The organism is Trujillonella endophytica, from assembly GCF_900110555.1.
GTDB classification, from domain to species: domain Bacteria; phylum Actinomycetota; class Actinomycetes; order Mycobacteriales; family Geodermatophilaceae; genus Trujillonella; species Trujillonella endophytica.
In genome coordinates, this window is sequence record NZ_FOEE01000010.1 from 66,492 (window position 1) to 86,441 (window position 19,950).

Annotated in this window: 18 protein-coding genes; 9 read left to right on the forward strand and 9 right to left on the reverse strand. The window is 75.8% G+C overall.

Features of this window, described 5'->3' with window-relative positions; genetic code table 11:
- Positions 1 to 7 precede the first annotated feature (7 nt).
- From BMY88_RS15970 to BMY88_RS24690, 3 genes are all read left to right on the forward strand, one after another.
- The gene (locus BMY88_RS15970) at positions 8 to 847 is read left to right on the forward strand and encodes an LURP-one-related family protein (RefSeq protein ID WP_091945576.1); all 840 of its coding nucleotides are present in this window, start codon (positions 8 to 10) and stop codon (positions 845 to 847) included.
- A gap of 250 nt (positions 848 to 1,097) precedes the next feature.
- Positions 1,098 to 1,310 (forward strand): hypothetical protein, encoded by a 213-nt coding sequence (locus BMY88_RS23470; protein ID WP_139220500.1) that lies wholly within the window; start codon positions 1,098 to 1,100, stop codon positions 1,308 to 1,310.
- A 40-nt stretch (positions 1,311 to 1,350) separates the two neighbouring features.
- A complete protein-coding gene (locus BMY88_RS24690) occupies positions 1,351 to 4,350 on the forward strand; it encodes an ATP-binding protein (RefSeq protein WP_091945854.1) in 3,000 nt (999 codons plus the stop codon).
- A 15-nt stretch (positions 4,351 to 4,365) separates the two neighbouring features.
- Here the strand turns inward: BMY88_RS24690 and BMY88_RS15980 are convergent, their stop codons facing one another.
- Both BMY88_RS15980 and BMY88_RS15985 read right to left on the reverse strand, forming a co-directional pair.
- Positions 4,366 to 6,168, reverse strand: a complete 1,803-nt coding sequence (locus tag BMY88_RS15980; RefSeq protein WP_091945579.1) for a DEAD/DEAH box helicase — start codon at positions 6,166 to 6,168, stop codon at positions 4,366 to 4,368.
- A 215-nt stretch (positions 6,169 to 6,383) separates the two neighbouring features.
- The gene (locus tag BMY88_RS15985; RefSeq protein ID WP_091945582.1) at positions 6,384 to 6,569 is read right to left on the reverse strand and encodes a hypothetical protein; all 186 of its coding nucleotides are present in this window, start codon (positions 6,567 to 6,569) and stop codon (positions 6,384 to 6,386) included.
- A 312-nt stretch (positions 6,570 to 6,881) separates the two neighbouring features.
- Here BMY88_RS15985 and BMY88_RS15990 point away from each other — a divergent pair, with 312 nt between their 5' ends.
- Positions 6,882 to 8,099 (forward strand): aminotransferase-like domain-containing protein, encoded by a 1,218-nt coding sequence (locus BMY88_RS15990; RefSeq protein ID WP_091945584.1) that lies wholly within the window; start codon positions 6,882 to 6,884, stop codon positions 8,097 to 8,099.
- On the opposite strand, the gene BMY88_RS24160 is transcribed toward BMY88_RS15990, so the two are convergent.
- From BMY88_RS24160 to BMY88_RS16005, 3 genes are all read right to left on the reverse strand, one after another.
- Positions 8,074 to 8,610 (reverse strand): GNAT family N-acetyltransferase, encoded by a 537-nt coding sequence (locus tag BMY88_RS24160; RefSeq protein WP_244524715.1) that lies wholly within the window; start codon positions 8,608 to 8,610, stop codon positions 8,074 to 8,076. The genes BMY88_RS15990 and BMY88_RS24160 overlap by 26 nt on opposite strands.
- 174 nt (positions 8,611 to 8,784) lie before the next feature.
- Positions 8,785 to 10,470: a DNA repair helicase XPB gene (locus BMY88_RS16000; RefSeq protein ID WP_091945589.1), complete on the reverse strand. Its 1,686-nt coding sequence runs from the start codon at positions 10,468 to 10,470 to the stop codon at positions 8,785 to 8,787.
- Between the two features lie 163 nt (positions 10,471 to 10,633).
- Positions 10,634 to 12,919, reverse strand: a complete 2,286-nt coding sequence (locus tag BMY88_RS16005; protein ID WP_091945591.1) for a helicase C-terminal domain-containing protein — start codon at positions 12,917 to 12,919, stop codon at positions 10,634 to 10,636.
- 37 nt (positions 12,920 to 12,956) lie between these two features.
- Between BMY88_RS16005 and BMY88_RS16010 the strand changes: the two genes are divergently transcribed.
- Positions 12,957 to 13,475: a hypothetical protein gene (locus tag BMY88_RS16010; protein ID WP_091945594.1), complete on the forward strand. Its 519-nt coding sequence runs from the start codon at positions 12,957 to 12,959 to the stop codon at positions 13,473 to 13,475.
- Positions 13,476 to 13,574: 99 nt separating this feature from the next.
- Positions 13,575 to 13,808, forward strand: coding sequence for a hypothetical protein (locus tag BMY88_RS16015; protein WP_091945596.1), 234 nt, complete (start codon positions 13,575 to 13,577; stop codon positions 13,806 to 13,808).
- A gap of 24 nt (positions 13,809 to 13,832) precedes the next feature.
- On the opposite strand, the gene BMY88_RS16020 is transcribed toward BMY88_RS16015, so the two are convergent.
- Both BMY88_RS16020 and BMY88_RS16025 read right to left on the reverse strand, forming a co-directional pair.
- Positions 13,833 to 14,144 (reverse strand): hypothetical protein, encoded by a 312-nt coding sequence (locus BMY88_RS16020; RefSeq protein ID WP_091945600.1) that lies wholly within the window; start codon positions 14,142 to 14,144, stop codon positions 13,833 to 13,835.
- A 48-nt stretch (positions 14,145 to 14,192) separates the two neighbouring features.
- Complete coding sequence (locus BMY88_RS16025) at positions 14,193 to 14,972, reverse strand: endonuclease/exonuclease/phosphatase family protein (protein WP_244524716.1); 780 nt, start codon at positions 14,970 to 14,972, stop codon at positions 14,193 to 14,195.
- Between the two features lie 60 nt (positions 14,973 to 15,032).
- Between BMY88_RS16025 and BMY88_RS16030 the strand changes: the two genes are divergently transcribed.
- From BMY88_RS16030 to BMY88_RS24870, 3 genes are all read left to right on the forward strand, one after another.
- Entirely contained in the window at positions 15,033 to 15,611 is a 579-nt protein-coding gene (locus tag BMY88_RS16030) for a nucleotidyltransferase family protein (protein WP_091945603.1), read from the forward strand.
- Positions 15,612 to 15,702: 91 nt separating this feature from the next.
- The gene (locus BMY88_RS16035; RefSeq protein WP_211435681.1) at positions 15,703 to 16,959 is read left to right on the forward strand and encodes a cytochrome P450; all 1,257 of its coding nucleotides are present in this window, start codon (positions 15,703 to 15,705) and stop codon (positions 16,957 to 16,959) included.
- A gap of 140 nt (positions 16,960 to 17,099) precedes the next feature.
- Positions 17,100 to 17,495, forward strand: a complete 396-nt coding sequence (locus BMY88_RS24870; protein ID WP_091945862.1) for a cold-shock protein — start codon at positions 17,100 to 17,102, stop codon at positions 17,493 to 17,495.
- Between the two features lie 146 nt (positions 17,496 to 17,641).
- Here the strand turns inward: BMY88_RS24870 and BMY88_RS16045 are convergent, their stop codons facing one another.
- Together BMY88_RS16045 and BMY88_RS16050 are read right to left on the reverse strand one after the other, a co-directional pair.
- Positions 17,642 to 18,097 (reverse strand): DUF2771 family protein, encoded by a 456-nt coding sequence (locus BMY88_RS16045; protein ID WP_091945605.1) that lies wholly within the window; start codon positions 18,095 to 18,097, stop codon positions 17,642 to 17,644.
- Positions 18,085 to 19,923 carry an MFS transporter gene (locus BMY88_RS16050; protein ID WP_244524717.1) on the reverse strand — a complete coding sequence of 613 codons (1,839 nt, stop codon included), beginning with the start codon at positions 19,921 to 19,923 and terminating at the stop codon, positions 18,085 to 18,087. The genes BMY88_RS16045 and BMY88_RS16050 overlap by 13 nt, the downstream gene beginning before the upstream one ends.
- Between the last annotated feature and the right edge of the window lie 27 nt (positions 19,924 to 19,950).

A 19,950-nucleotide genomic window follows, 5' to 3' on the forward strand; every position in this document is an offset into this window, starting at 1 on the left:
GCCCGGCGTGACGCAACCCCCTCCGCCTCCCGGCTGGTACCCCGATCCCGGCGGCAGCAGCAGCATGCGCTGGTGGGACGGCCAGGGCTGGACCGAGCACCTGCAGCAGCAGGCCCCGCCGGCGCCCTCGCCCGTCCCGCCACCGCCGCCCGCACCGACCCCGCAGCACGTCCCCGTCCAGCAGGCCGCGGCCCAGCACGCCCCCGTCCAGCAGCAGCCCGTGCAGCAGCCCGCCTTCGCGGGTTCCGGCCCGTCGCTGTACGACCAGTCGGTGCTCGTGGTCTCGCAGAAGACGAAGCTCATCGAGCTCACCAACGAGTACGCCGTGCTCGACGCCCAGGGCCAGCAGATCGGCGCGGTCGTGCAGGTCGGGCAGAGCGGGCTGAAGAAGGCCGTCCGCTTCGTCTCCAGCCTCGACCAGTACATGACCCACCGGCTCGAGGTCCGCGACAGCCGCGGGCCCGTCCTGGTGCTCACCCGCCCGGCCAAGCTGGTCAAGTCGCGCGTGATCGTCGAGCGTCCCGACGGGTCGCCGATCGGCGAGATCGTGCAGGGCAACGTCTTCGGCAAGATCCGCTTCGACATCTTCGCCGGGGGCCAGCAGGTCGGCGCCATCCAGGGCGAGAACTGGCGGGCGTGGAACTTCGCGATCACCGACTCCGCCGGCACCGAGATCGCCCGGATCACCAAGAACTGGGAGGGCCTGGCCCGCACCCTGTTCACCACGGCCGACAAGTACGTCGTCCAGGTGCACTTCAAGCTTCCCGAGCCGCTGGCCAGCATGGTCATCGCGTCCGCGCTGACCGTGGACACCGCGCTGAAGCAGGACTCCCGCGGATTCGGCTGACCCGGCCCGCGCGCGCACGCTGAGGGGTAGCCTCGGGGATGTCCGGACCGGGCTATCTGTGTCCCCGGGTGCCAATTGGATACCGCCTTCACGGACTACCGCCCCGACCTCGGTCGGGGGCCTGGAGCCGCGTCGTGCAACTCGCCGCGAGGCGACCAGAGCCCGGTCCGGACCCTGACCGTGCGAACGACCGAGGCCCCTCAGGAACCCTCCTGAGGGGCCTCAGTCGTTCCCCGGGCCGCAGGAGTGCGTGACCTCCCCATGCCCGGGCGCGCACCTCAGCAGGAGCGTCGTCGTCGTCCGAGAACGAGACGACGAGGAGTCCACCGTGTACAGCGCCTATCCCGACCCGGCACTCGAGGCCGAGCTGGCCTACCGCCGCGACGTCCTGGCCGCCCTGGGCCGCAGCGCCCGCCCCCGCCGCAACCCGTGGCTGTCCCGGTGGCGCCGGCGGGCGGACTGACCGGCTCCTCCGGTCCGGGATGTCCCCGGCCCGTGCGAGCATGCCCGGCGTGCCGCAGTGGGAGGACCGTCCGCTCGTCGGCCGGGCCGCCGAGCTGACCCGGCTGCTGGGTGCCGTCGACCGGGCGGTCGCCGGCTCCGGGGCCGCCGTCCTTCTGGCCGGGGATGCCGGCGTGGGCAAGACCCGGCTGCTCGACGAGCTCGCCGCCCGCGCGACGGAGCGGGGCCTGCGCGTGCTGACCGGCCACTGCGTGGACCTCGGCGACGTCGGGCTGCCGTACCTCCCGTTCGTCGACCTGCTCAGGCCGCTGGCGGCCGATCCGGCGACGGCGGGCTCGCCGGCGCTCGCGGACCTGCTCGCCGGCCGGGCGGGGGGCACGGCGCCGGAGCCGCCGGCGGAGGACGCCGGCGAGCTGGGGCGGCCGCTGCCCAGCCGCGCGATCCGGATCCCGGTGGACGACGGCCGGCTGCAGCTGTTCGAGTCGGTCGCCGGGATGCTGGCCGAGCTCGGCGCGCAGGCGCCGCTGCTCCTGGTCGTGGAGGACCTGCACTGGGCCGACCGCTCCAGCCGCGACCTCCTGCGCTACCTGCTGGCCCGGCTCGCCGAGGAGCCGGTGGCGGTGGTGGCCTCCTACCGCGCCGACGACCTGCACCGCCGGCACCCGCTGCGGCCGCTGCTGGCCGAGCTGGTGCGGCTGCCCGGCGTCGAGCGGCTCGAGTTGGCGCCCCTGCCGGCCCCGGCGGTCGGGCAGCTGGTCCGTGACCTGGCCGCGGACGTGCCGGAGGCCACGGTGGACGACGTCGTCGCCCGAGCGGAGGGCAACGCCTTCTACGCCCAGGAACTGGTGGCCGCGGGGCTGGCGGGGGAGAGCCTGCCGCTGGCCTTGACCGACGTGCTGCTGGCCCGCGTGGAGCAGCTGGGTCCGGGGGCGCAGCGGGTGCTGCGCACGGCGGCGGTCGCCGGGCGGCAGGTGCGCCACGAGCTGGTCGCCGCGGTCTCCGGGCTGCCCGCGACCGAGCTGGAGCCCGCGCTGGCCGAGGCCGTGCACCGGCACCTGCTGGTGGTCTCGCCCGACGGCCGCTACCGCTTCCGGCACGCCCTGCTGCGCGAGGCGGTGCTGGCCGACCTGCTGCCGGGGGAGCGGGTGCGGCTGCACGCCGCCGTCGCCGCCCACCTGGCCGACCACCCCGGCGCGGGCACCGCCGCGGAGCGCGCCCACCACGCGCGCGAGAGCAACGACCTGCCGACGGCGCTCACCGCCTCGCTGGAGGCCGCGGCCGACGCGGGTCGGGTCGGGGCCCCCGCCGAGCGGCTGCAGCACCTGGAGGCCGCCCTGGCCCTCTGGCCGGCCGTGCCCGACGCGCAGGCGCGCACCGCCCGGGACCACCCGGGCCTGCTCCTGGAGGCGGCGGCCGCGGCGCGGGCGGGCGGCGAGCTGCACCGGGCCGTGGCCTTCCTGCGCGCCGCCCAGGAGGTGCTCGGGCCCGACGGCGACCGCGCCACCCTCGCGCGGGTGCACTACACGCTCGCGCAGGCGCTGGGCCGCATCGAGGACCAGGCGGCCGCGCACCGGGAGAGCTCCCGGGCGATGGCGCTGGTGCCGGCGTCCCCGCCGTCGTCGGCGCGCACCTGGGCCGCGGCCACGCATGCCCGCACCGCCTACGACGTGGGCCTGTGGGAGGAGGGGAACGCTGCCGCCGAGGAGGCGCTCGCCGCGGCCGACGCGCTCGGCCTGGACAGCGCCTGGGCCGACACCGCGGTGACCCTGGCCCGCGCCCGGGGCGGCGCGCCGGCGGCCGTCGTCGCGCGGCTGGAGGAGGCGCTGGCCCGGGCGCGGCGTTCGGGGGACCGCGACGTCGAGCTGCGCGTGCTGTTCAACCTCGCCGTCGTCCCGTACGAGGCGGGGGACGTCGCGCGCGGCGTGCACTGGACCGACACGGCGCTGGCCCGGGCCGAGGAGCTCGGCGTCCCGTGGACCTTCTACGCGGCGGAGCTCCGGCACCTGGGGGTGTCCGCGCGCTACGTCGCGGGCGACTGGGACGGGAGCCTGGCGCTGGCCGAGCGGCTGGCCCGGGTCCCGGAGATGGGCGCGCACGTGCGGGCGGCGAGCCTGCTGGTGCAGGTGGGCCGCGGCGATCCCGCTGCCGTCGAGCGGCTGGCCTGGGCCCGCGGGCTCTCGGCGCGGCTGGAGGCGCACGTGCTGCTCCTGCTCGCGACCGCCGGGGCGGCCATCGACCTGGCCGCCTGGGCGGGCGACGCGGAGACCGCCGCGCGGGAGGCCGAGGAGGCGGAGCAGCAGCTGGGCGCGCTGTGGGGCGACGACCGGCTGGCCGCCGTCCGGCTGGTGGCGACGGCGCTGGCCCCGGTCGCCGACGCCGCGGCGGCCGCCCGGTCGGCGGGGGACGCCGGGGCCGAGCGGCGGTGGGTGGACCGGGGCGCCGGGCTGGTGGCGGCCGCCCGCTCGGCCGTGGCCGACCACCGGCGGGCCATCGGCGAGTACGGCGTCGAGGGCGCGGCGTGGCTGGCACGGGTGGCGGCGGAGGAGGAGCGGCTGCACGGGCGGCCGGCGGCGGAGGCCTGGCGGGCCGCGGTCGAGGCCTTCGACTACGGGCACGTGTACGAGCAGGCCCGGTCCCGGTGGCGGCTGGCCGAGGCGCTGCTGGCCGCCGGCGACCGGGAGGCGGCGGCGGTGGAGCTCCAGCGGGCCGCCGACGTCGCGGTGCGGCTGGGCGCGCGCCCGCTGCGGGAGGCGGTCGTGGCGCTGGCGCGGCGTGGCCGGCTGGCGGTGGACGTGCCCGGGCTCGGGCGGCTGCCCGATGCGGCGGCGGTGTTCACTCCCCGCGAGGCCGAGGTGCTGGCGCTGCTCGCGCGGGGCCGGACGAACCGGCAGATCGGCGCGGAGCTCTTCATCAGCGAGAAGACGGCGAGCGTGCACGTCAGCAACATCCTGGCCAAGCTCGGCGCGGGCGGTCGCACGGAGGCGGTGGCGATCGCCGCGGCTCGCGGCCTGCTGCCGACGCCGGAGCCGTCCGGCGGCTGAGCTCCCGCCGCGATGTCAGAGCATCGTGCGCAGGCGCTCCCGGCGGGCGCGCAGCACGTCGACCGACGCCGACGCCGAGGGTGGGCCCGGCACGTGCTGGCGCAGCTGGGTGTGCACCACGGCGTGCGGCGTCGACGTCTTCGCCGACACCCGGCTGACCAGGCGGTTGATCTCCCGGCGCAGCTCGGCGGCGTCCCGCCACGAGTTGCCGGCGCGGCCGTCGTGCAGGTCCTCGTCCGGATGGTCCTCGATGCGGAACAGCTCGCCGGTGTCGTCGTCGGCGTGCTGCCGAGATGCGATCCGCACCCGCAGCTCGTCGTCCCGCCTGGACAGCAGCTCGGCCGTCTGCTCCGCGGTGAGCAGGCCGGGGATGCCGAGGAAGTCGTCGTCCTCCGGGGCAAGCGCGACGGCACCGGAGCCCTCGCCGGTGTGCGCCGTCCCGCCGTGCAGTACGTGGGCGAAGCGCGCGTCGGCCTCCAGCGCCTCCCACTTCGGAACGCCGTTCGGGTCCTTCTCCTTGGGCGGCAGCGGCTCGAGGTCCAGCTCGTCGCCCTGCGCCGTCTTCGGCGGCGGCATGACGTGGTTGCGCTGCTCCTCCATCGTCGCCGCGAGCCCGAGCAGGGGGCGCACGGCGGGCAGGAACACCGTCGCCGTCTCGTGCGCGCCGCGGGCACGGACCACGCGGCCGACGGCCTGGGCGAAGAACAGCGGCGTCCGGTAGGAGGTCATCCACGCCAGGACGGCGGCGCGCGGCACGTCGACGCCCTCGGAGATCATCCGCACGCAGACCGCGATCCGGGCCGAGCCGTCGGCGAAGCGCTCGATCTTCTTCGACGCCTTGGGGTCGTCGGAGAGGATGACCTCGGGGAGCTTCCCGGTGACCCGCTTGACGATCTTGGCGTAGGCGCGGGCGTCGTCCTGGTCGCTGGCGAGGATCAGGCCGGCCGCGTCGGGCATGCCGTGCTCGCGCAGGTGGGTGATCCGGTCGTCCATGGCGGCGATGACGTGCGGCACCCACTGGCCCTTGGGGTCCAGCGCGGTGCGCCAGGCGGCCATCTCCACCGACCGGGTGCCGGCCTCGGAGAGCGAGGCGGCGACGACCTCGCCGGCGGAGTTCCGCCAGCGGGAGGTGCCGGTGTAGGCGGCGAAGACGACGGGGCGGACGACGTTGTCGGCCAGCGCCTCCTTGTACCCGTAGGTGTAGTCGGCGCGGCTGACGAGGCCGACGCCGCCGGAGCCGTCGTCGCCCTCGAAGGTGTCCTCCTCGTACCGGACGAAGGGGATGCGCTCGTCGGGCTTGGTGCGGAACGGCGTCCCGGTGAGGCACACCCGGCGGGCGACCATGCCGAAGGCGTCGGCGACCGCCTCGCCCCAGGAGAGGCCGTCACCGGCGTGGTGCACCTCGTCGAGGATCACCAGCGACTTGACCGCGGTCGCGCGGGCGGCGTGCAGCATCGGCTTGCCGGCGACCTGGGCGTAGGTCGTCACGTAGCCCTGCGTGCCGGCGCGGACGGGCCCGACGGCGTTGGTCAGGCCGGGGTCGAGCACGATGCCCATCCGGTCGGCCGCGTCGGCCCACTGCAGGCGCAGGTGGTCGGTCGGGCAGACCACGACGACCCGGGCCACCTCGCGCCGCTGGAGCAGCCGGGCGGCCAGCGTCAGCGCGAAGGTGGTCTTGCCGGCGCCGGGCGTCGCGGTGACGAGGTAGTCCTTCGGGGACAGCTCCTCGTACCGCGTCAGCGCGGCCTGCTGCCACGCCCGGAGCGGTCTGCTGGTCCTCTGCGGGGCGACCGCCTCCGCACGTGCTGCACTGGCCATATCGGGTGCCAGTCTGCCGTCCGGCGAGGAGACACGCCCAACCGGCCGCCTCCCGCGTGCCTGCCCGCCGACGACGTATGGCCGGTGCGGGCGGGTCGCTGACCAGCGCTTTTCCGGACGACGGTGGCCCGGCTGTGGCGAGCGTCATGCCGGGCGCGGACCGGTCCGTCCCGCCCCGCCGGTCCCGGCGCCCCCAGCCGCCCCCGCGGGTGCAGCTACCTGTCGGAGCCGACCACGCGGAGGTCGGGCCGGGTCTCGATCCCCGCCCGCGGGTCGGGGATCGCCGGGAGCCCGGCGACGCGGCGGACGCGGGACTCCGTGGTGTCCAGGGCGCGCGCCAGCGGGCCGGCGAAGCCCTCGGAGATGAAGCTCGCGCCACCCCGGGCGAGGCGTTCGACCACCTGTACGGGGATGACCCAGCGGGACCGCTGGGATGCCACTTCGGGGCTGCGCCGCAGTTCCCACAGACGCCGCCGAACGAGGTCCGACACATCGGCCATCCCAGCAGGCTACGGCCGGCCGCTGCTCCCGGCACCCTGAGCGGCGCCGCCCCGCCCGCCGGATGTCGATGGCCGGCGGTCCGCTCCGGGCGCTAGCCTCGGCGTCGAGCTCCTCGACCAGGAAGCCCATCGGCGCGTCGACCCCGCGGAACACCACCCGCCGCCGTCCGCGCCGGACGTCCCGCCCGTCGAGGTCCTGCGCAGGAGAGCTCCGTGTCCGCCGTCGTCCCGCCCCGCCCCGCCCCCGCTCTGGCCGCACGCCTGCGCGGCGTCGCCAGCTCGCCGGTCCGCGAGCTGCTCGCCCTGCTGGACCGGCCCGAGGTGATCTCCTTCGCCGGCGGGCTGCCCGCGCCCGAGCTGTTCGACGTCGACGGCCTGCGGGCGGCGTTCGACGCCGCACTGGCCGGCGACCGCGCGCGCCGCAGCCTGCAGTACGCGCCCACCGAGGGCGATCCGTTGCTGCGCGCGCACGTCGCCGAGCGGATGACGGCGCGCGGGCTGCCCACGACCGCCGCGGACCTGCTGGTCACGACCGGTTCGCAGCAGGCGCTGACCCTCGTGGCCACCGCCCTGCTCGACCCGGGCGCCGTCGTCGCCGTCGAGGAGCCGACCTACCTGGCCGCGCTGCAGTGCTTCTCGCTGGCCGGCGCGCGGGTCGTGCCGGTGCGCTCCGACGAGCACGGCGTCGACCCGGACGCCCTGGCCGACGTCGTCGCCCGGGAGCGGCCCGCCCTGCTCTACCTGGTCCCGACCTTCGCCAACCCCACCGGGCGCACCCTGCCCGCCGAGCGCCGCGCCGCCGTCGCCGAGATCGCGGCGGCCCGCGGGCTGTGGGTGGTCGAGGACGACCCGTACGGCGAGCTGCGCTACCGCGGGACGCCCGTGGCGCCGCTGGCGGCCGAGCCGGCCGCCGGCGACCGGGTGCTCTACCTCGGCAGCTTCTCCAAGGTCGCCGCGCCGGGCCTGCGGATCGGCTGGCTGCGGGCCCCCGCGGCGCTCCTGCCGGCGCTCACCGTCGCCAAGCAGGCCGCCGACCTGCACACGTCGACGGTCGACCAGGCCGCCGCCGCCGCGTGGCTGGCGGCCGCCGACGTCGACGCGCACGTCGCCCGCCTGTGCGCGGCGTACGCCGAGCGGCGCGACGCGATGATGGCGGCGATGCCGGGCACCCTCCCGCCCGGGAGCACGTGGAGCGACCCGGACGGCGGCATGTTCACCTGGGTGCGGTTGCCGGGCGACGTCGACGCCGCGGCCCTGCTGCCGGCCGCCGTGCGCGCCGACGTCGCCTTCGTGCCGGGTGCGCCGTTCTTCGCCGGCGAGCCGGACCGGGCCACGCTGCGGATGTCGTTCACCACGAACACCCCCGAGCGGATCGCCGAGGGGATGGCCCGGCTCGCCGCGGTGCTCAGGGCAGCGGGCGGACGAAGCTGACCCGGTCCAGGCCCGGGCCGTCGTAGTCCGAGTGCACGGGGATGTCGTCGACCTCCCGGTCGCCCGGCTCCAGCGCGAAGCCCATGCGGGTGTGGAAGGCGACCGACGCGCGGTTGGCCGGCCCGGTGATGCAGCGGACCTCGCGGGCGTCGCGGTCGGCGGCGAGCGCGAAGAACCACTCGTACAGTCGCCGGCCCAGCCCGCCGCCCCGCGCCGCCGGGTCGATGCCCACGAAGTGGATGTAGGCGGTCCCCGGCCGGGCGGGGGAGAGGAAGCCGACGAGGAAGGCGACGACCCGCCCGTCGGCGTCCTCGACCAGCGCGCTGGTGTCGGTCATGTGCTGGAAGAACAGGCGGGGGAGCAGCAGCGCTCGCTGGAGGTCGCCGAACTCGCCGCCCAGGTGCCCCCACCAGTCGCCGAGCGTCGCCTGCACGCGGGCGTGGTCGGCCTCGGTCGGCCGCCGGGCGGTGAGCCCGGCGGGAACTGCCGGGAGGTCGGTCGTCGTCGTCACGGCCGCGACCCCACCACCGGATGGACCGCGGCGTCCAGCGAGTTGCGGGCCGACCCTGCTGGCGGGTTCCCGACGGCGCCGGGGAGATCCCGCCGGCATCGTCGGCAACCCACCGGCAAGGTGAGCCCGTCAGCGCGTGCCCGGCGGCGCGTGCCCGGCAGCGCGTGGGGCCGGTCAGTCGGCGGGCTCGTCCACCCAGTCCGGGCCGTTGACCTCGCCGGGGCCGGCCAGGTCCGCGGCGTCGACGATCGTGTACGCGTAGCCCTGCTCGGCGAGGAAGCGCTGCCGGTGCGCGGCGTACTCGCTGTCGAGGGTGTCGCGGCTGACGACGCTGTAGAAGTGCGCCTGCCGGCCGTCGGCCTTGGGGCGCAGCAGCCGGCCGAGCCGCTGGGCCTCCTCCTGCCGCGAGCCGAACGTGCCCGACACCTGCACCGCGACCGCGGCCTCGGGCAGGTCGATGGAGAAGTTCGCGACCTTGGAGACCACCAGCGTGCGGATCTCCCCGGTGCGGAACGCCTGGAACAGTCGCTCCCGCTCCTTGTTCGTCGTCGACCCCTGGATGACCGGGGCGTCGAGGGCGGCGCCGAGCTCCTCCAGCTGGTCGAGGTAGGCCCCGATCACCAGCGACGGCTCGTCCGGATGCCGGTCGAGCACCCGGCGGATCACCGGCATCTTCGAGTGGGCCGTGGCCGCGATGCGGTACCGCTCCTCGGGCTCGGCGACGGCGTAGGTCATCCGCTCCTCGTCGTCGAGGGAGACCCGCACCTCGATGCACTCGGCCGGCGCGATGTAGCCCTGTGCCTCGATGTCGCGCCACGGGGCGTCGTAGCGCTTCGGGCCGATGAGGGAGAAGACGTCGTCCTCGCGGCCGTCCTCGCGCACCAGCGTGGCGGTGAGGCCCAGCCGCCGGCGGGACTGCAGGTCGGCGGTCAGCCGGAAGATCGGCGCGGGCAGCAGGTGCACCTCGTCGTACACGATCAGGCCCCAGTCCTGGGCGTCGAAGAGGTCGAGGTGGATGTACTCGCCCTTCCGGCGGGTGGTGATCACCTGGTACGTCGCGATGGTGACCGGGCGGATCTCCTTGCGCTCGCCGGAGTACTCCCCGATCTCCTCCTCGGTGAGCGAGGTGCGCGCGATCAGCTCGCGCTTCCACTGCCGCCCGGCGACGGTGTTGGTCACCAGGATCAGCGTGGTCGCCTTGGCCTCGGCCATCGCCGCGGCGCCGACCAGGGTCTTGCCGGCGCCGCAGGGCAGGACGACGACGCCCGACCCGCCGGCCCAGAAGCCGTCGACGGCCTCCTGCTGGTAGTCGCGCAGGTGCCAGCCGCTCTGGTCGAGCTCGATCGGATGGGCGGTGCCGTCGACGTAGCCGGCGAGGTCCTCGGCCGGCCAGCCGATCTTGAGCAGCGCCTGCTTGAGCCGGCCGCGCTCGGCGGCGTGGACGATCACGGAGTCGTCGTCGATCCGCGCGCCCAGCATCGGGGCCACCCGCTTGGACCGGACGACCTCCTCGAGCACCGCGCGGTCCGACGTCGTCAGCACCAGCCCGTGCACCGGGTTCTGCGCCAGGGTCAGCCGGCCGAAGCGGTCCATCGTGTCGGCGACGTCGACCAGCAGCGCGTGCGGCACGGGGTAGCGCGAGTAGCGCACCAGGGCGTCGACGACCTGCTCGGCGTCGTGCCCCGCGGCGCGGGCGTTCCACAGCGCGAGCGGCGTCACGCGGTAGGTGTGCACGTGCTCGGGGGACCGCTCGAGCTCCGCGAACGGCGCGATGGCCGCGCGGCACTCCTTGGCCAGCGGGTGGTCGACCTCCAGGAGCAGGGTCTTGTCCGACTGGACGATCAGGGGGCCGTCACTCACGGGCGCGTTCACTCCAGGTGGCAGGCATTCGGGGCGCGACGGTGCGCCGGACTGCCCAAGATAACGCCGCGGGGCGACAGGTCCTTCCGCGCCGCGGCATCGACGACCGTCGGACCCTCATGGCCCGCCGTGGCGGGAGGAACGGGCCACCGGGGTACGACCGTCAGGCCGGTGGGGGTGCCTCGTCGTCGACCAGGGCCACCGAGGTGATCCGGTGGACGGCGAAGGTGCGGGTCTCCCCGCGCCCCTCGTCGAAGGCCTGCAGGAACCCGCCGCCCAGCGACACCGGCTGCACGATGCGCTGGCTCCCGCTGCCCTGCGCGTCCACGTAGCCCAGCCACACGGGCAGCCCGACGCGGACGGCCCGGGAGAGCAGCTCCAGCGTGCCCGCGGTGGTCACCCCCGGGATCTGGCGCACGGCCTCGGTGCGGCGGGCCGACAGCGCCGCGTCACCGGCCCGGATCTCCCGCACGGTGGCGGCCAGTTCGGCCTCGGTGAGCGGTCGCGGGGCGGCCGTGGTGGTGGTCGTCGTCTTCCGGCCCAGGGCGCGCGGCCGGGCCGGCGGCCGGGTGAGGACGGCGCCGCCCGCGGACTCGCCCGCGGGCGCGTACCCCGCCTCGCGCAGCACGGTCAGCACCTCGTCGGCGCCCAGGCCGCTGACCAGCACCCCCGGGGCGAGGCGGCGCAGCTCGGCCGACGCGGTGCGCCGGTCGTTGAGCACCTGGGAGAGCAGGCCGTGGTCGTCGGAGCGGACGTAGCTCTCGATCGAGCCGACGCGGACCCGGCCGTGCTGGCGGGCGACGTCGTCGACGAGGTAGTCCAGCGCCTGTGGCACCGGCGTCCGCGAGGCCCGGGTGAAGAACTCGTGCAGATCGGTGGCCGACCAGCCCGAGTCCAGGGCCCGGCGCACGCTGGCCTCCGAGACGCGGAAGACCGTCGCCCCGCCGGAGGACTCGACGTCGGCGACGACGGCGAGGGTGTCGGCCAGCTCCGCGACCAGCGGGCCGGGGGCGATCAGCGAGAGGTCGGGCTGGGCCAGCACGTGGTCCACGGGAGCGGGCAGCAGGCCGCGCATGCCGTCGGCCGCGCCGTCCTCCCCGCCGGTGAGCAGCCCGCGGCCGCCGGTGGTGAGCACGCCCCCGACGAGCACGCCCAGCCGCGCTGCCTCGTCGAGCATGCCGGGCACCGGGGCCAGGCGGTCGGCGCGGCGGGGCGTGCGCCAGCGCAGCAGTTCCACGAGGGCGTCGGGCGCCAGCCCGGCGCCGCGCGGGTACTCGGCCAGGGCCGCCAGGGCGCCGCGGCGGATGCCCGCGGCGGTGTGCCGGACCAGGTCGGGGGACAGCGCGTTGACCGCCTTGCCGCCGACGTCGCGCTGGCCGACCAGCGAGGGCAGCCGGGAGCTGTCCAGCCAGCCCGCGGCGAGGGTCGCCCAGCGGTCGGCCAGGTCCTGCTCGCGCCAGAGGTCGTAGGCGCGGGTGGGCAGCCACTCGTCCCGGTGCGGCCCGCCGACGTCCAGCAGGCCCGCGGCGAGCGCGAGCTCCAGCAGCCAGCCGGCATCGGTCTCGTCCACGTGCAGCGTGCGGGCGACCCGCTTCTGGTCCCGCACGGCCACGCCGCCGCTACGCAGCAGCCCCGCGGGCTCCTCCTCCAGCAGGGTCAGCAGCTCGCCGATCCGTCCGACGATCTCCAGTGCGGCGCCCGCCGCCCGGCGGTCCAGGGTCGTCGTGTCGCGGGTCGAGACCTCCGGCTCCGGGCGCAGCCGCGGCGGGCCGTAGGGCCGCGATCCCCGCAGCAGCAGGGCCACCTCGCGGGGGAGTTCGACGTTGAGGGCGTCGATGCGGGCCAGCAGCCCGCGCTGCAGCAGGCGCCGCGCGGCGGTGCCCGGGCCGCCCGAGGTGTCCGGCAGGTGGCCCACCGGGCGGCTGCCGGCCAGCCGCTCCAGGACCTCCCGCTCGTCGGCGGGCAGCTCGCCGAGGGCGGCGGGCAGGTCGGCGGGCAGGGTGAGCCGCAGCTCGGCGGCGCGGCGGCCCAGCCCGGCGGGATAGCGGACGGCGCGGCGCACCGGCTCGGGCGCGTGCAGGAGGTCCTCGCCCCACAGCAGCGCCCGGGTCGTCAGCGCCTCCAGCGCGCCCTCGAGCACCTGCTCCGGCACCTCCGGCAGCGCGCCGAACAGGTCGGCCGCGTCCACGCCGTCGGTCGGGGCGAGCAGCACGACGTCGAGCACCTGCAGGGTGGCGGCGTCCAGTTCATCGAGGGCGCGGTCCACCGACACGGGCACGGCCAGCCGGCTGGCGAGGGCGACGACGTCGGTGGGCGCCGGCCGGGCGACGTCGGGCCGGGCCGCGAGCAGGGCGGCGACCTGCGCGTCGGTGCGGGTGCGCAACCACCCGGCCAGCGTGGCCGGCCGCCCGTCGGCAGGGGCGGCGCCTGCGGTGTCTTCGGCGGACATCCGGTCCACGGTACGGCGCCCCTGCGACCATGGTGGCGTGAGACCGGCCCTCGACGACCCCGCCACGGTCGCGACGCTCGCCGCCTACCGCGGCGGCGCCCTGCGGTGGCTGCTCGGTGGGGGCGTCGCCGTCGTCGTCGCCGTGGTGGCCGGCATGGCGGCGATCGCCATCGCCCGGGACACCGGCGAGCCGGTGCCGTTCGTCGGGCTCGGCGTCGTCGCGCTGCTGCTGGGTGCACCGGTGGCTCTGGCGGCGGGCGGGGGCTCCCTGCTGCGGGCCCGCCGCTGGTCCGCCGCGCTCGCCCACACGCCCTGGCAGCCCGGGGTTCTGCGCACCGGTGGCGCCGCCGTGCTCTCGTTCGAACCCGCCGGCTCCGACGAGCCGGAGCCCGTGCCGCTGCGCCTGCAGAGCACGACGAGCTGGCGCGTCCGCGAGGTGCAGCGGCTCGACGGGGCCGAGGTGACGGCCGCCCCGGTGGGCGGCGGCGAGTGGGTGTTCACCGCCGACGGGCTGGGCACCCTGATCGGCGCGCGGGAGCTCCGCCGGCGCCGTTGACCCCCTCGGGTGGTGTCGCGTGCACCCGCGCGGGGGCGGTCGGCGAGAATGGCGGCAGGCGGCGCACCGGCGCGTGCGCACACGGACCTCGGAGGCGACATGGCGAAGCGGAACCCCAAGCAGGCGCACCTGGTGGAACCCACGTGGGGCCAGTCGGAGAACGCCGGCCCGCCGGTGACCGAGCTGATCAGCTCCGTGGCGGGCGGGCTCTCCCCGTTCGGCGAGGACCACAGCTTCCCGCTGCCGCCGGAGCGGCTGCGCTACGCCCACCCGACCGACAAGCCCAACCGGGCCGGCCTGCAGGCGGGGGAGCCCCGCAAGAAGAGGCGCTGAGCCACCGCCGATCGACGCGGCTGGTCAGCCGGTCTTCGCCCTGGAGGCCGGCGCCAGCCGCACGATCAGCTTCGACAGCATCGAGCCCGCCACGACCCAGACGATCGCGGCGATCGCCGCGTTGACGGTCTCGCGGACCTTCGGGTCGTCGGGGGTGAACAGGTCGGTCGTGAACCCGCCGAAGTCCTCGCGGATCCCCCTCGCGAACTCGACGAGCCCGTTGGCCGGGTTCGCCTCGAAGAACACGAAGACGGCGTAGAGCGCGACGATCGCTCCGATGACGGAGCAGACCACCCGCACCACGGTGGCGACGACGTTCAGTGCTCGGGCGGCCATGCGGCGATGATCTCCCAGGTCACAGCCGTCCGCGACCCGTCGACCCCGTCAGCCCACCCGGCAGTCGACGGCGAGGGCGCGGTGGTCCGACAGCGGCAGCCGCACCGCCTCCGCCGGTCCCCGAGCGCTGAGCGGGCCGCGTGCCAGCAGGTGGTCCAGCTGCCGGGTCGGCTCCTCCACCGGGAAGGTCGCCGCGGTGGCCAGGGCCCGCAGGCCGCTGACCCGCGTCGCCTGGCGCGACTCCATGTTCAGGTCGCCCATCACGACGAGCGGCTCGCGGGTGCCGGCCAGCGCGCGCACCAGCCGCCGCAGCTGTAGCCCGTTCCACCCGGGCACGAACGACAGGTGCGTGTTGGCCACCGTGAAGTGCCCGTGCGGACCGTCGAGGACGGCGGCGACGGCGACCCGCGGCTCGTCGCCGACGACCTTCGGTACGCGGTCGCCGCGGAACCACACCGGGACCCGGCTGGGCAGCGCGGGCAGCCGGACCACGCGCCAGGAGACCACCGGGAACCGCGACAGCAGCGCGATTCCGTAGCTGGCAGAGCCCGGCTGCTCGTCGCCCGTGGCCGCCATCCACGTGCCGCCCGGGGTGCCCGACAGGGCCGCCACGAACTGGGAGTCCACCGCCCCCATGGCCTCGGCGGCGACGGCGGTCAGGTCCGCGTTCATCGAGCGGGGCTGGTCCCGGTCTACCTCCTGGAGCCCGAGGACGTCGACGTCCAGCGCCTCGACCGCGGCGGCCAGGCGGGCGACGTCGACGCGGTCGTCGGTGAGCGAGTGGCCGTGGAGGATGTTGAACGTCGCGATGCGCACGGCGGTGACCATGCCCCGACCTGGACGTTCCCTACCGTGCGTGCTCCCGGCGCGAGCGGGTAGCAGGCTGGCGTGCAACCCGACGACCGTGAAGAGATCCGCGACCTGCTCAAGCGCACCGCCGTCGCCCTGAAGGAGGGGGACGTGCCGTTCGCCCTCTGCGGCGGGTACGCGGCCTGGATGCGCGGCGCCCCCGAGCCCGACCACGACGCGGACTTCCTGGTGCCGGCCGCGGAGTCCGAGCGGGCGGCCAAGGTGCTGGCCGAGGCGGGTCTGGAGGTGGCCGACCCCGCCGAGGACTGGCTGACCAAGGTCGTGCAGGGCAACTCGTTCGTCGACGTCCTGTGGCGGGTGTGCGGCCGCCCCGCCGAAGCCGACCTGATCGACCGCGCCGAAATCATGCCGGTCCTCTCGGTGCACATGCCCGTCCTGGCGGCGACCGACATCGTCGTCACCAAGCTGATGGCCCTCGACGAGCACTACTGCGACTTCTCGCGGATGCTCCCCGTGGCCCGGGCGCTGCGGGAGCAGGTGGAGTGGGCGCGGGTCGGGCGGGACACGGCCGACAACGACTTCGCCGCCGTGTTCCTGGTGCTGCTGGGCCGGCTCGGCATCGTCGACGTCCCGCCCGGGGACCCGACGGGCTCTTGAACTGAACCCTGCTCAGCGAGCATGATGCGGGTCACATACCAGTCACTATGTCCCGTGCGTGGCGGGGCGCGACGGGCTGGCGAGGAGACCCGTGACCCTGACGACGAGCACCTCCCGGGCCGAGATCGACTTCTCCGTCTACGACCCGAAGTCGATGGACTTCGTCCAGAACCCCTGGCCGGTCTGGGACCGGCTGCGGACCGAGTTCCCGGTCGCGTTCCACACCGACCTCGGGGTCTGGATGGTCGCGCCGCACGACCTGGCGCTGGAGGTGACCCGCAGCCCCCGGTTCAGCACCAGCTTCGCCGACTGGGAGCACGCGCCGCCGCCCAAGCCCCGGTCGGAGTGGAACCTCTACAACGAGGTGATGGCGTTCCACCTGCAGAACCAGTCGACCGAGGGCCACATGCGGCTGCGGCGGCTGACCGCCCCGGCGTTCTCCCGCAAGGTCATGGACCTCATCGAGCACCGCATCCGTGACTCGATCGTCGGCGTCTTCGACGAGATCGCCGACCCCCGCCGGTTCGACGTGGCCGACGACATCGCCGCGAAGGTCCCGATCCGGGCGATCGCGCGCATGGTCGGCGTCCCGTCCGACGCCGACACCCTCTTCGAGCACGGCCTGGGCTGGAACCTCGTCCGGGCGGCCAACCCGCTCTACTCCGCGGAGGAGCGGGCGCAGTTCCAGGCCGACACCATCCCCGGGCTGCGGTTCCTCATCGAGACCGTGCAGGAGGCCCGTAGCGGCGGGCACTCCGACGACTTCATCGGCACGCTGATCGCCACGGAGATCGACGGGGAGCGCCTGCACGACCTCGAGATCGTCGCGCTGCTGATCTCGTTGATCTCGGCCGGCGCCGACACCGCGGTCGACCTGCACACCACGGCGCTGCTGGCCTTCCTCACGCACCCCGACCAGTGGGCGCTGCTCGGCGAGCGGCCCGACCTGTACGAGGCGGCGGTCATCGAGTCCCTGCGCTGGGGCTCGATGGGCAAGCTGGGGGCGATCCCGCGCTTCCCCCGGGACGACGTCGAGATCGGCGGGCAGGTGCTGCCGAAGGGGGCGTTCGTCTACCCGCTGCTCGGCCCCTCGTGGGTCGATCCCGCGAAGTGGCCCGAGCCGCGGCGCTTCGACCTCACCCGCAACCACGCCGGCAACCTCGTCTTCGGCGCCGGTCCGCACCTGTGCATCGGGCTGAACCTGGTCAAGGTCCAGGGCCGGCTGATGCTCCAGGAGTTCCGCCGCCGCTTCGGCGACACCGCCCGACTCGTGGGAGACCTCGAGTACGACCCCCAGCACTGGAACGCGCGACGGATCAGCCGGATGACCGTGGCCACGGGGGCCTGAGCGCGGAGGCCGGCGGCGGGGGCGTCCGAATGCGTTCTCCGGCGGCGGGGGGAGCCGACTAGCCTGGTCGCCGGCGGCCAGCCGTGCCGCTCCCGCCGGCGACCCGCCGGCTCCACCGCGAGCTGACTGAGGGAACTTTCGTGCCGACCGGCAAGGTGAAGTGGTTCAACCCGGAGAAGGGCTTCGGCTTCCTCTCCCGCGAGGACGGCCCCGACGTCTTCGTGCACAAGGATGCCCTGCCGTCGGGCACCGAGGAGCTCAAGCCGGGGCAGCGCGTGGAGTTCGGCATCGTCGCCGGCCGCCGCGGCGACCAGGCCCTGCAGGTCCGCGTCCTGGACCCGCTGCCGTCGGTCACCGCCGCGCACGCCGCCGCCACGCGCAAGAAGCCCGACGAGCTGGTGCCGATCATCGAGGACCTGATCAAGCTCCTGGACGACGTCTCCGAGGGGCTGCGCCACGGCCGGCACCCCGACCGCTCGCACGCCCGCAAGGTGGGCACGGTGCTGCGCGCGGTGGCGGCCGACCTGGAGCACTGAAGAAGGACCCCGCGTGGTGGGGGGATCCCCTGCGGCCCGACGAGTGTGCAGGTCTCCACCCCATCCCGAGGGGATGAGGTGGAGACCTGCACAGTGCCGGCCGTGCGGGTGACGGGGTGGGCGCGGAGGGGCCTCCGGTGCGGCTGCTACTCGGCGCGGATGAAGCCGACCGGCCAGGCGCCGGAGAACTCGCCGCAGGCGGTGCCCGCGTCCTCGACGACGACGAGGTAGAACGCCGCGGGGACGACGTCGGAGCTGGAGATGCCGTCGAAGGTGGTGCTGCCGGCCTCGACCTCCACCTCGCCGATCTGCTCGTCCAGCCGGTCGTCGAAGACCTGCACGCTCCAGCCCTGCTCGGCGACCTCGTCGGGCACGGTGAGCGTGATCGGCTGGTCGGGCGACACCTCGACGACCGGCGGCTGCACCGAGGTGTACCGCTGCCCCTCGCCGTCGACGCAGTACTGGGTCGGCGCCACGTCGATGTCCTGCGGCCCCACGGCCACCTGCACCGAGGGCGGGCCCTCGGGGTCGTCGTCCCCGCAGCCGGTCAGCAGCACCAGCAGGGCGACAGCACCGGCGGCGGCCGGCCTCACTGCGCCCATTGCTCGGTCGGCGCGGGGTGCCCCGGCCGGTTGCGGCCGTAGAGGACGACGCCGACGGCGAGCACGAGCAGGGCCGCGGCGACGGTGAAGCCCAGCCAGCCGATGGTCGGCAGCGCGATGCCGAGGGCCCCGCCCACGACCCAGGCCAGCTGCAGCATCGTCTCCGAGCGGGCGAACGCCGACGCCCGCTGGGAGTCCGGCACCTCCCGCTGGATGATCGCGTCGAGGGACACCTTTCCCAGCGCGTTGGCCACGGCCGAGACGCCGGCCACGACGGCGGCCATCCACAGGCTGAAGAAGACCGCGGCCAGCACGGTGATGCCGGCCGCGACACCGGCCGAGATCAGCACCATCTGGTCGGGGTTGGCCTTGTGCAGCCGCGACCCGATCCCGGTGCCCAGGACGCTGCCCACGCCGGCCGCCGCGGCGATGCCGCCGAGCGCCAGCGTCCCCTCCCACCCGTCGGCCGTGGCCTGCACGAGGAACGCGGAGAAGATCGTGAGGAAGCCGCCGAGCCCGCGCAGCGCCGAGTTGGCCCGCAGCGCCACGACGACGTGCGGGCTCACCTGCCGGCGACGCTTGCCCGCGGTGTCCTGCGGGGTGGTGGAGAGGACGTCGGCCGGCTGCTCACCCAGCGGGATGTCGACGTGCGGGGGCAGCCGGATGGCCAGGACGCCCGCGACGGTGAAGACGATCGCGGTGGCCCACAGCTCGGGCGGGAAGCCGAACGCCCAGGCCAGCCCCGCGGCGACGCCCCCGAAGACCGCGGAGGTGAGCAGCCCGAACACCGACGTCCGTGCGTTGGCGCTGGTGAGCGACATCGCCCCCGGGAGCACCCGCGGGAGCACCGCGGCGCGCAGCACGTTGTGCGCCTTCGACAGCACCAGCACGCCGAGCGCCGCGGGGTAGAGGATCAGGTCGTCGTAGTGGGCGGCCATCACCAGCGCCAGCACCGCCCGGCCCAGGGAGGCGCCGCCCATGGCCCACCGGCGCCCGCGCTGCATCCGGTCCAGCAGCGGACCGATGACCGGGGCGACCACCGCGAAGGGGGCCATGGTCACCAGCAGGTACAGCGCGACGTTGCTGCGCTGCGCGTCCGCGCTGGCGGCGAAGAAGAGGGTGCCGGCCAGCGAGACGGCGATCATCGCGTCGCCGGCCGCGTGCAGGGCGTTGGCCCACAGCAGCTGCGTGAGGCCGCTCTCCTCGGCGCCGTCGGCGCGGCTGGCGGCCTTCACCCGGCGGACGGCGGCACCGGTCAGCTCGCGGGAGCGGGCGACGGCCACGCGGGTCACGGTGGCGCGCTGGGCGGCCAGGGCGGCCGGCTCCGTGCCCGAGTCCGGGACCTCCTCCGGCAGGACCGACGTCTCGGCGGCCGGATCGGCGTCCGCCTCCTCGGGCCATCCCGGTGCCGGCTGCCCCGGGTACCAGCCCGCAGGCGGTCCCGGCGGGTACGCCGCGGGCGGATACGCCGCCGGTGGATAGGCAGCCGGTGGGTAGGCGCCCGGCGGATAGGCGCCCGGCGGGTAGGCGGCCGGGGGATAGGCCGCGGGGGGATAGGCGCCGGGCGGGTAGCCCGCCCCGGGGGCGGCGGGCGGGTAGCCGCCCGGAGGGTAGGACCCGGGCGGATAGGAACCCGGGGGGTAGGCGCCGATCGCGTACGGCGCCCCGTGGGGGTCGGCGCCGTACGGCGGCTGCCCGTAGGGACCCGGAACCGGGGGCGCGCCCGCCGTCGGCCGGCCGTAGGGATCCGGGCCGGCCGGGGCGGGGGCCGGGGTGGCGCCGGCCGCAGCGGACTCGCCGGGCAGGCCGGCGTCGGCCGCGGGCATGGGCTTCGTCGCCGAGCGCGGGCGCGC

What these genes read in the sequence shown, in the direction of transcription:
- BMY88_RS24690 (WP_091945854.1), top strand. Translation starts at nt 1,351, where the DNA reads ATGCCCGGCGTGCCGCAGTGGGAGGACCGTCCGCTCGTCGGCCGGGCC.
- BMY88_RS15980 (WP_091945579.1), bottom strand. Translation starts at nt 6,168, where the DNA reads ATGGCCAGTGCAGCACGTGCGGAGGCGGTCGCCCCGCAGAGGACCAGC.
- BMY88_RS16005 (WP_091945591.1), bottom strand. Translation starts at nt 12,919, where the DNA reads ATGTCCGCCGAAGACACCGCAGGCGCCGCCCCTGCCGACGGGCGGCCG.
- BMY88_RS16015 (WP_091945596.1), top strand. Translation starts at nt 13,575, where the DNA reads ATGGCGAAGCGGAACCCCAAGCAGGCGCACCTGGTGGAACCCACGTGG.
- BMY88_RS16020 (WP_091945600.1), bottom strand. Translation starts at nt 14,144, where the DNA reads ATGGCCGCCCGAGCACTGAACGTCGTCGCCACCGTGGTGCGGGTGGTC.
- BMY88_RS16025 (WP_244524716.1), bottom strand. Translation starts at nt 14,972, where the DNA reads ATGGTCACCGCCGTGCGCATCGCGACGTTCAACATCCTCCACGGCCAC.
- BMY88_RS16045 (WP_091945605.1), bottom strand. Translation starts at nt 18,097, where the DNA reads ATGGGCGCAGTGAGGCCGGCCGCCGCCGGTGCTGTCGCCCTGCTGGTG.
- BMY88_RS16050 (WP_244524717.1), bottom strand. Translation starts at nt 19,923, where the DNA reads ATGCCCGCGGCCGACGCCGGCCTGCCCGGCGAGTCCGCTGCGGCCGGC.